A 9,748-nucleotide genomic window follows, 5' to 3' on the forward strand; every position below is an offset into this window, starting at 1 on the left:
CTAAGCTGCTCGAGATTTGAAATCTCGAGCTCTTATCGTAGGATTTTCAATCCGGACAAAGCCGCTAAGGGTTTGCCAGAAAGTGGGTATGGATATTATTTATATCTACTTCACAACTCAAGAAATCTCATGGAGGGTTGATTTAAGGTTTCCTCTCCGTCTTGCTGGCATTAAGTCATCGTTTCCAAATGGAGATTAAGGGCCAGCGCTGGGGGATAATTTATCTTTCTTACCTCGGGTTGCACCCGAGGCTATTGAGGAGTTTAAGCCCTTCAGGCTTTTGATTTCTAAATCGCACTTATTTGAGTTTCTAATTCCAAAAAGGAAGTTGATCTGTATCTCGCCGAAGACATATCTTGATGATATCTTGAAAAATATCTTTTCGTTATTTTCGTATATTTCGCCGAAGGCGTATTTCTACTTCCTTCCATACCTATGGCATGGATAGGAGTCCTTAAATCCTTTTACTACCGAGCTTAAATCCCTACGGGATAAATATTTCGCCGAAGGCGTATTTCCTTTATTTCTAATGTATTTCTCTCTCCGTCTTGCTGGCATCAAGTCATCGTTTCTAAATGGAGATATTGGGCCAGCGCTGGGGAAGGGGTCGGTGTACCAAGATCCGTGGGTTAAAACCCACGGCTATTTAATCGTCCGCTCCTTTGGAGCTTTTGATACGAATACGATCTAAGGACTATCTTGCCGAAGGCATATCTTGTTTCTATCTTGAAAAATATTTTTTGAATATTTCAACGTAGGCGTATTTCTATCGTATTTCTACATTCTTCCATACCTACGGCATGGACAGGAGTGCCTGAATCCTTCTTCTACCGAGCTTAAATCCCTACGGGATAAATATCTTTCCGAAGGTATATCTTGTTTTTATTTTAAAAATTATCTTTCCAATGTCACAACCTAGGAACCTACTATCTTTCTTTTGGAGTGACTGGGGTATAAAAACAATGCCCAGATTATCTTCTGGGCATTTGAAAATATTTTTAATAAAACCTGACCTCACAATCAGGGACTTTTTCTTTGAAGCGATCCACTGCCCTACTGTTCAGTCTGGTATTGAAGCAACTTAACTTTTTCAAATTGCTCAATCCTTCTATTGGCCTTAAGGAACGCAAATTGGTACTTGCCACATCTAATTCCTGCAAATTGATCAAAGGTTCGAGCCCTCTCAATACTTTCAAATTTGTTCCAGAAAGATTTAACTTTTTCAAATTGCTCAAAGCTCCAAGTGGTTCTAAATCCTCTATTCCTGTATTGGAAATATCCAAACTCTCCAATTCAAACAAGCTCGAAATAGGAAGAAAATCTACTACCGGTGCTTGGGAAATTTTCAAGTTTGTCAAGAGCGTCATCTCAGAAATCGGAGCAATGGTTGACAGTGGCGCATCGAAAATACTAAGCGATCTAAGGTTTACAAATGCCGTCAAAGGCCTGATATCCTCTATCCCCGTTCTGTCTAATTGCAAATAGGATTTGGCAGTCAAATTATGTAATTGCTCAACACTTGGATTTTCAGGCATTCCGAACTCTCTTCTAAAGATATCTTTCCAAAGCTGCGGTAATTCGGACCACCAATTTTCCAGGAACTGCACCCTATAAATCAGCGTTAATTCCGGTTTTTTCAACAATACCTCAGGAACCTCCTCAGCAAATATGGCTGACCTATTGACATTCAAATAAGAGATTTCCGGAAGTCCCACTATAGGCAAAATACTTTCTATAGGACTTTCGCTGAAATCCAGTCTTTTGATCTTTGTATTGTTCCTTATTGGACTCAAATCTTTAACCAAGGTATTTTGACTCTTAATCTCTTCCAAAGTATTTACCTCACTCAAAGGAAGAAGGTCAGAAATAGGATTATCGGAAAAATCGATTTTTCTCAGTTTGACAAAGCGAGTCACAGGCAGCAAGCTTTCAATACCTGCACTGGACAAATCCAACTCTTCCAATCCAATAGTGGTAGTTAAAATCTCTACATTAGGCTGGTCTGATTGAATTCTTGGATTTGCCTGTTTGAGTCTTGCTTTCCAAGCATCTGACAATCCAGCCCACCAAGACTCCAAATCCTTCACATGGTGGATCAGCAGTACATTTGGGTTATTTCTGATAAAATTATCAGCAGAAATTACCGACAGTCTGGTCTCGTCTGCTAAAACCTTTTCCAAATTTGGTTTGGCATTCAGCACAGAAATATCTGCAATTTCAGTTCCGGTCAGGTCTACCAGTTCAAGTTGATCCAAATTGATCAAAGGCGTCAAATCCTGAATATTAGTTCCAGCAAGATTCAGGGTTTTTAGAGACTTCAATTCTGCCAGTTGAGCAAAATTCACCAAATAGTTTTTGCTGAGATTCAAATGCTCCAGTTTATTGAGCGCTTTGATGTTTTCGGTATTGTTAAAGCCACTTTCAGTCAAATCCAGGGATCGGAGGCTGTCAAACTCATTGAGTACCGCAAAGCTCAGGATTGGGGTCTTTTCCAGCTTCAAACTCTTCAGGGATTTCAAATTTTTCAGATCACTGATATTTTGAATCCTTGTGTTGGAAATATCCAAATGCTTAAGCCTCTCTGAATATTTGATAAACTGAATATCTGAGGTCGGAGTATTGGATACATTGAGATATTCCAAAAATGTCACATTGGAAATAGGACCTAATGCTCTGATTTTGGTATTACTCAGGTCCACATATTTCAAGTCTCTCAGAGCTTCCAAAGGTCTTAAATTAAGCAATGAGTCTGTTCCGGAAATATCCAAAGAATCGATGGAAACGAATTTATACAGATGATCCAAGCCTATAGAATCAAATGCTCCAATTTTGAATCTTCCTCTGAAATATGATTTCCAGGCTGGGTTTAAGCTTTGCCACCATTCATTCAGTTCCTGATCTCTACTGAGCTTGGTAGTGTACATACTCACAATTTTGAGTTCCTGGCTTTTGTTGTCCAGATTGACCTCTACAAAGCGGGGTTTGGTATTGGTAATTTTCTTTCCATCCTTGGAAGTCGCCGTGATCGTTCTATCCAGAGAAACCACAAAAAACACCTGCCCATTCTCTTTTTGGGATGGTTTAACCTCACGGATTTTAAACTTGAAATTGACATCTTTGAAAAAGAACTCAATATCTTTTAGATAAGCTGTGACATCTTTATTGGTCACTACCATTCGGTCTTGAAGCAAGTCGTCTTCTACTTGTACAATCCCATCTCTAAAGATCTTTAAAAAACTCTCCCGGATAATTACATCTTTGTCCCGAGCCGAAGTTTCGGATGAGCCAATAGTATTCAGAAGATATTCCAAGAAGCGAACCTGATCTTCCACTTTAGAAGAAAAATCGTCCAATTCCTGCTTAGAATAGCCTTTTACTGTCTGGGAAAAGCTTTGCTGAGCTCCAAACAAAAAAATAAGAAGAAAGATGATACTACTACTTCTGATCATAAATATACTGTTGAATCGTCTCTTTATCTCCAGGATTTAATTTGACGAGATTGGAGATCAACCAGCCAGTATTAAATCCTGGTCGGTTAAATTGAGATACTTCGAAATACCAACCTTCAATTTGAAAGAAGTGGAACTTCACCTCATTAACGGTTGAGAATCGAAGATTATTTTGCTTCATTTCATACAGGAAGAGGGTTAAATAATCCGGATGAAATGCATTCCCTGTAAAGGCTTCAGGCATTTTGGAATCCTGAAAGGCTCTTCTGAGATTCATAAAGCCCAATTCATGAGAAAGAGGATGAAGAAAATCCTTTTCATCTCCTACAGGCTTATTAAATAAGTTTTTGAAAGGAGGGAAACTTACGGCATCAATGACCCATTCGTAGCCCAATCCTTCCGGCTGTAATTTTAGAATCAAGGTTACTTTTTCGCGCTTTCCTTTGAAGATAAATTCAGCCTGTACTTCTGAAAACCATCCTGTTCTGTGAAAATTCAAATACTGGGGATATCCATCAGAGAGAACGGTATTGATAAATTGTGTTTTCAGGTCTTTGGACACAGAGCTGGTCTGATTGTCAAATAAGATCTGAATAAAGCCTTGTCTTAGGGGTCTATTATGATAAAGAGAATCTCCGGGATAAAATCGGGTGTTTCCATCCGGTGATTCTTCAGCATTGAATCTTCTGAAAAATTGATTGAGTTGTTTGGTAGAAGCGGCAAATCGGCCGTCATCTTTGATTGTTCCGCCAGAGCCAATGCCCTGGGCGGAAACAATCGAAATGTTTGCGAGGAGAATCGCAAGGGTAATTAAGGTAAATCTCATGCGGAGGTTTCTGTCACTCTCACATCACCAAGCATTACGTCCCAGAACTCGATGGTTCTACCAGCGATTTGAGTCTGTTTTTTCTCTACGTAAATAGTGATGTCTTTCTTTGTGGTGTCTTTGTAATTCATTCCTGTTTCGATAGAAGTACCTTCGAATCTTTGGAAGATGGTAATCACACCTACATAACGGCCGTCAGGCTGTCTTTCCAAGTCGGAGATGTACTGAATATCGTACCAAGTGATATTTACTCGGTCATAGTTCAAAGCCATCAAACGCTCGAAGTATCTTCTTACTTTGTAGTAAGCGATTTCGTTGGAGTTGATGCTAGAAACACCCATTTCAGCTCCTGGAGCGAATAGTTCTTCAGCTCTGTCCATTACACGGTTTGCTTCAGAAAACTGAGTTTCTTTGCTTCCGATGATGGCGATGTATTTACTAAGGTCTTTTACTTTCTCCAAAGCCAAAGAATCAATAGCCTGCTTTCTAGAAGGGCTAATGTCTTCTGACTGAGCTAGAGCTACAACAGAGCTCGCAAGGAAAAGGCCAAGAAAGAGTATTAATTTATTTTTCATTGGTATATCATTTTTTCTAAATGGCCACATGGAACCATACATGCTCTGTTCTTATAGATAAGAGACAAAAGTCATGCTTGATTTCATGCTGATTGATTTTCTTAGGATGGTTATTTTCTTCTCAGTTCAAGTTCTGAAACTTTACCATTGGCATCCAAACGGATATCAGAGATGTAGTTCAGATTCTTTTTAGTATCCTTCAAGTACTCTAAATACTTACGGATAGTAGTAGGTTCATCATAATCTTTGATTCCGTTTTCTTCGTGGATTACGATCAAAACCGGTGTTTGCTGATTAGAGAACATCGCCAATGTCTGTTCGATGGACTGGTTAGCCATAGATACGTTAGATGCTCCAGCTACAGAGTTGAAAGCACTCTCCAGTTTTTGTGCAGCCACTTCTTCAGCAGAAGGCTGAGCTGGTGCAGGAGGAGGAGTTTCTTGTACGCGCTCTACAGGAGCTGGAGTCGGTTCTGGCTGTACTGCTTTCTTTTTGGACTTACAAGCACCCACAGCAAGCAACGCAACCAATGCGAACATTAAGGAGCGATTGAGCGAAAATGAGATAAACTTTTCTTTCATTTTAGGGATTGGATTAAGATTTATTTGGTTTTGGATAATTCTTTGGTTTTCGTCCTTTCGTTTCGAATTACGGGACAAAGTAAATAAAAACAGATGATTAACTTGCAATGCTTATTCCAAAAGGAAGAATGCTTTTGTCAAATTTTATTAAATCTCTGTTAGCGGTAAAATGCCGCAAATTCAAGTGGGATTAGTAACTTTTAACTTCCATAGGCTTCTATACTTATAAGGTGAACCCAAGCTACTTTTTTTAAGCAGTGATCTTGATTGAAGGCTATTACGCTAAGTCTGAAAATAGGTTGAAAAAAGAGGAATTATTTTCCATGTTTTTATTCAAAAACTTTCAATAACTATATTTCTTCGAACCTAAAGATTTTTTATACCCTAAAAATACCCTGTAGAGGGTATTTTTTTTGGTCCTAAAAGTGGGGAAATTTACATCAGTGTTAAGTTTTAATCAGGCTATGCCTTCAAAAGAGCTCGTAGATTCTACGGGCTTTTTTTATTCAAATCACTTTTTTAAGAAATTAATCTAATGTAAATCCAAATTTGAACAGGCTGGTATTTAAGGCTAGTAGTAAATTGTAGTATTTGGGGGGCTAATGAGAATAAATTGATTTCCGAGGATTAAATCAAAGTGAGGGAAATAGATATGGGCTTTCTTAAGAGAGGACATTTTCTAAAAAAATGATTTGTTTCTATGAACTAGTCGAAGGATCATATTTTTTAACCTGCCTTTTGATAATTAAATACAGGAAAGCCATTCCAACTAAAAATCCAAGTGCCAAATAATTGTCAGGAAGCTTATCAGAAGGTTGGATGAAGAGAATATAATTAATCAATGCCTGCAAAACAGCATACAGTAAAGCTATATACACATGTGGGATTTTAGCCTGATTCACAAATAACTGATAAAGATGACTTCTGTGAGGTTCGGTTAATTTCTCCCCATTTTGATACCTTTTCACCATGGTAAGAAAGACATCTGCACCATAAACCAAAAGAATCAAAATAATGGTCCAGCTTTCAGTTTCTATATACCACTGAGTCATAAAGTAGATCATCATGTATGCCATAGAAATGCTTCCTATGTCACCTGCAAACATCAGGGCTCTTTTTCGAAGATTAAAAAGCAGAAAAACACTCAGGGAAAGTAGAATATACTGAATCAAATCTTCATCAAACAATTGATAGTAATCATCCAGTACTAGTAATGTACCAAAGAACACAAGGCCACTAAGGCCCGTAATTCCGTTGATACCATCCATAAAGTTGATGGCATTGATCACTCCCAAAGCAAAAAAGAAAAATATCGGCCATGTGTAAGCCGGGAAGTATGTAAACAGCCCCAAATCATAAAAACTAAAGCAAATAGCCAAAAACTGTACTCCAAAGCGAAGTTTTCGAGAAAGCTCAAACATATCATCCAAAAGGCTGATTCCAGAAATCAAAATTAATCCCAGAATCATCCAAGTATTTTGGAAGTCAAATATTATCCACCATAAAATTGCCGCGACAGGAAAAATAATCCCTCCTCCCCTCACTGTTGTATGGGAATGAGAAGATCGATGGTTAGGTTTATCGACGATGTTGAACTTTTTTGCTAGTTGGTAATAAAGCCAACTTGCGGTCAAAAGAGATATAAAAATGAATAGACTAGTAGGAGGCATCAAAGGAGAAATACTGAAATATCTTTTCGCAAATAATATACTGTAATCAATTTTTTAAGACAAATAATTCAATTTTTTAAGATTTGCCTTAAACACTTCAAAGAAATCTAAATAAGGAAAGAGAAGATGAGGAAAACACCTGCTTCTCTAGCATTATTTATCATGAAGCAGAAGAGCTGTGTTTAACCACTGCCAGACATGGAAGCTGCTATCATTATCCCCTTTCATAAACTTACTGAGTTCTTTTTCAATTTTGGCATAATCAAACCAGGCATTCTGGCGAAGCGAACTGATTTCATCATAAACCCAATCTTTCAGATTATCTGACAACCATTCTCTTTGAGGAGTCTGAAGAGGTCTTTTGGGAGCTAAGGAAATTTCCTCCCCTAAGTATTTGTTGGCAATTTTTCTAAGAAGCCATTTTTGCTTTCCATCTTTAATTTTAAAGTCTTTCGGACGTGAAAAAACATATTCAATTAATCGATAATCCAAAAAAGGCTCCCTCAATTCAGTGCTAAAGGCCATGCTAACTCTATCATTAAACCTGAGCGCTCTAGGGATCTTAGTATAAAACAAATCTCTATATTGGAGATTTAATAACTCCTCTTCAAAAGGTTTAGGAAACTGATTTTGAGAAGCCAAACTACTGAAATTAGCATCTAAAACTTCCGGCCTCAAAGGAGATGACTTCACTCCTTGTATTAAATTTTGAGAATTCTTTAAATAATAATCATAACCTGCCCAAGCTTCATCAGAACCCTGCCCGTCCAGTAAAACTATAATCCCTTTTTCGCGGGCTTTTTGAAATACTTTTGCATAAGCTAATGTAGGAAGACCACCAAAAGGTTCATTCTGAACATCACTTATTTTCCTGGCTAATTCAGGAACCTCATCAGTCGACAACATACAGGGATTCAGAGGGAAAGGCTTATCCTGTAGCATCTTTTCCACCCAGAATATTTCATCATAGCGCTCATCACCTGTCAAAAATGTAAATGCTTCAATCTTTCTATTATCGGGAAAAAGATCATAAACCAAGGCTAATAGGGTACTTGAGTCCAATCCTCCGCTTAAGTTAAACCCAACCGGCACATCGGCTCTAAACCTTAATGAGACAGCACTTTTTAAAAGCTCCAGAATATATTCTTCCTGATCTTTGAGCTCTACTTCCGGTTGCGATTGAACCCTGGAAAAGAAATCATACCATTGAAAGATTTTTTGTTGCCCATCCTGCCAGATTAAATAATGGCCTGCAGGTAGCTGTTCCACCCCATCCCAAAAAGTCTCATTGGGTTGACCATAGGTACCCTTGCTAAAATAGGAAGACCAAACCGAGGAATTTGGGGTTTTTGGAACTCCAATTTTCCAAAATGGACTAATTTCAGAGGCAAAAAGAAAGGATCCATTCCAGTTGGTATAATTGAAAGGCTTCACACCAAATCGATCACGTGCAGCAAATAACTTTCTCTCTAAATTATCCCAAATGGCAAATGAAAACATTCCATTAAAATGGGATAAACAGCTGTACCCCCATTTTAAAAAGGCTGCAAGAAGCACTTCTGTATCAGAACTAGTTCTAAACTTATAAAAGTCTCTTAGTTGTTCTTTTAATTCGAGATAATTGTAAATCTCTCCATTGAATACTAGGATATACCTTCCATCTTCGCTTTGAAAGGGCTGATTTGAAGAGTCTGATAGATCTAATATTGACAAGCGATTATGCCCTAAAGCTATCACTTGGTCATCCGCCCAGAAACCAGTATTATCAGGTCCCCGATGAGATTGACTCCCTAACATTTGGAGAATTGGAGACTTAGAAGCCAACTGTCCTAAAATTCCTGCTATGCCGCACATTTTATCCGAATAGTTTATTTACCAAAATTTCAGCCTTCTTCCAGTCATCGAATGTATCAAGGTTTACATATCGAGATTCATCACCAACTATATAGGCTAATTTTTCACTTAAAATGGAATTTTTCGAGAGGATGACCTCTGACTTAGTGATATAAATAGCCCCATCTCTGAAAAAAGAGGTGGGTAAATCCTGCCTTCGAGGAATTATCTGTTTTTCTCCTGTAGCAATTTCCAAAAATCCATTTTGGCCAGGTTCAAACACCCAATGTGGATTAAACTCATGTGGAACAGGCAAAACAGAAACTAATGCTTCTGCATCTGTTCGAATAAATTCTTTGATCGCATCATCGATCAAACCTTTTCTTCTAAATGGGTAAGTTGTCTGAAGAAGGCAAACTGCATCAAATTTTTCACCCTTTTCCTCAAAAAATCTAAGTGCATGAGCAATAACAGGAAGAGTCGGCGATTGGTCATTTGCCAAGTTTTCCGGACGTGTAAATGGGACTTCTAGACCTATTTGATTTGCTACAGCAATAATATCACTGTCATCAGAACTCAAAATAACTTTACTCAACAGCTTAGACTCTTGGGCTGAATCAAATGTGTAGGCTAACAGAGGTTTTCCTCCAAGAGCTTTTATATTTTTTCCAGGAATACCTTTGGAACCGCCCCTAGCAGGAATCAATCCAAGTATTTTCATAAGTTCATTTTGAGTTTTAAATAAAGTTTAATTTTTGAGCGCCTCAAATAATTGCCTATTTCCAAATGATTGAGGGTTTTCAAAAATATACTA

The 9,748-nt window shown here is 38.0% G+C and carries 7 protein-coding genes; all 7 read right to left on the minus strand.

Going from position 1 to position 9,748, the window contains the following annotated elements:
• Positions 1-998 precede the first annotated feature (998 nt).
• The 7 genes from B2906_RS01175 to B2906_RS01205 all read right to left on the minus strand — a co-directional run bounded on the left by B2906_RS01175 (position 999) and on the right by B2906_RS01205 (position 9,655).
• Positions 999-3,449: a leucine-rich repeat domain-containing protein gene (locus B2906_RS01175; RefSeq protein ID WP_286935324.1), complete on the minus strand. Its 2,451-nt coding sequence runs from the start codon at positions 3,447-3,449 to the stop codon at positions 999-1,001.
• The gene (locus B2906_RS01180; protein WP_091654480.1) at positions 3,436-4,275 is read right to left on the minus strand and encodes a hypothetical protein; all 840 of its coding nucleotides are present in this window, start codon (positions 4,273-4,275) and stop codon (positions 3,436-3,438) included. Before B2906_RS01180 ends, B2906_RS01175 begins: the two co-directional genes overlap by 14 nt.
• Complete coding sequence (locus B2906_RS01185; RefSeq protein ID WP_091654750.1) at positions 4,272-4,850, minus strand: hypothetical protein; 579 nt, start codon at positions 4,848-4,850, stop codon at positions 4,272-4,274. The genes B2906_RS01180 and B2906_RS01185 overlap by 4 nt, the downstream gene beginning before the upstream one ends.
• A 110-nt stretch (positions 4,851-4,960) precedes the next feature.
• Positions 4,961-5,431 carry a nucleoid-structuring protein H-NS gene (locus B2906_RS01190; RefSeq protein WP_091654752.1) on the minus strand — a complete coding sequence of 157 codons (471 nt, stop codon included), beginning with the start codon at positions 5,429-5,431 and terminating at the stop codon, positions 4,961-4,963.
• A gap of 698 nt (positions 5,432-6,129) precedes the next feature.
• Positions 6,130-7,101 (minus strand): hypothetical protein, encoded by a 972-nt coding sequence (locus B2906_RS01195; protein ID WP_286935327.1) that lies wholly within the window; start codon positions 7,099-7,101, stop codon positions 6,130-6,132.
• A 153-nt stretch (positions 7,102-7,254) separates the two neighbouring features.
• Complete coding sequence (gene asnB / locus B2906_RS01200; protein ID WP_286935329.1) at positions 7,255-8,955, minus strand: asparagine synthase (glutamine-hydrolyzing); 1,701 nt, start codon at positions 8,953-8,955, stop codon at positions 7,255-7,257.
• 1 nt (position 8,956) lies between these two features.
• Positions 8,957-9,655, minus strand: a complete 699-nt coding sequence (locus B2906_RS01205) for a cytidylyltransferase domain-containing protein (protein WP_286935330.1) — start codon at positions 9,653-9,655, stop codon at positions 8,957-8,959.
• Between the last annotated feature and the right edge of the window lie 93 nt (positions 9,656-9,748).

This window comes from Algoriphagus sp. UBA3586, assembly GCF_002376385.1.
Classification (GTDB): domain Bacteria; phylum Bacteroidota; class Bacteroidia; order Cytophagales; family Cyclobacteriaceae; genus Algoriphagus; species Algoriphagus ornithinivorans.

What these genes read in the sequence shown, in the direction of transcription:
- B2906_RS01195 (WP_286935327.1), bottom strand. Translation starts at nt 7,101, where the DNA reads ATGCCTCCTACTAGTCTATTCATTTTTATATCTCTTTTGACCGCAAGT.
- B2906_RS01175 (WP_286935324.1), bottom strand. Translation starts at nt 3,449, where the DNA reads ATGATCAGAAGTAGTAGTATCATCTTTCTTCTTATTTTTTTGTTTGGA.
- asnB (WP_286935329.1), bottom strand. Translation starts at nt 8,955, where the DNA reads ATGTGCGGCATAGCAGGAATTTTAGGACAGTTGGCTTCTAAGTCTCCA.
- B2906_RS01190 (WP_091654752.1), bottom strand. Translation starts at nt 5,431, where the DNA reads ATGAAAGAAAAGTTTATCTCATTTTCGCTCAATCGCTCCTTAATGTTC.
- B2906_RS01185 (WP_091654750.1), bottom strand. Translation starts at nt 4,850, where the DNA reads ATGAAAAATAAATTAATACTCTTTCTTGGCCTTTTCCTTGCGAGCTCT.
- B2906_RS01180 (WP_091654480.1), bottom strand. Translation starts at nt 4,275, where the DNA reads ATGAGATTTACCTTAATTACCCTTGCGATTCTCCTCGCAAACATTTCG.
- B2906_RS01205 (WP_286935330.1), bottom strand. Translation starts at nt 9,655, where the DNA reads ATGAAAATACTTGGATTGATTCCTGCTAGGGGCGGTTCCAAAGGTATT.